Annotated in this window: 1 pseudogene; it reads left to right on the top strand. The window is 69.1% G+C overall.

What is annotated here, in order from left to right:
* Window positions 1–93: 93 nt before the first annotated feature.
* A pseudogene (locus GT358_RS16440) lies at window positions 94–382 on the top strand (recombinase family protein); the annotation flags it as partial.

Below are 382 nucleotides of genomic sequence, written 5' to 3'. Positions count from 1 at the left end.
GGAGGGTGAGGCGCGGCGGCCGAAGGCCGGCCATCGATCCGGTGGATTGATGGCAGCGACGAACGCCCGGAGCGCAAGCGGAGGGCCGAACCCATGAGCCGCACCAAGCCCGAACCCGTCCGCCGCCTGCGCTGCGCGATCTACACCCGCAAGTCGAGCGAGGAAGGGCTCGATATGGAGTTCAACAGCCTCGACGCCCAGCGGGAAGCCTGCGAGGCCTACATCGCCTCGCAGCGCGCCGAGGGCTGGGTGGCGCTCCGCAACCGCTACGACGATGGCGGTTTCTCCGGCGGCACGCTGGACCGGCCTGCGTTGCAGCAGCTGATCGGCGACATCGAGGCCGGGCTGATCGACGTGTCGTGGTCTACAAGATCGACCGCCT

It is taken from the genome of Rubellimicrobium sp. CFH 75288 (assembly GCF_009904055.1).
GTDB lineage: Bacteria > Pseudomonadota > Alphaproteobacteria > Rhodobacterales > Rhodobacteraceae > Rubellimicrobium.
Note: the sequence above shows the minus strand (reverse complement) of the source record. Positions and strands in the feature narration are given on the sequence as shown.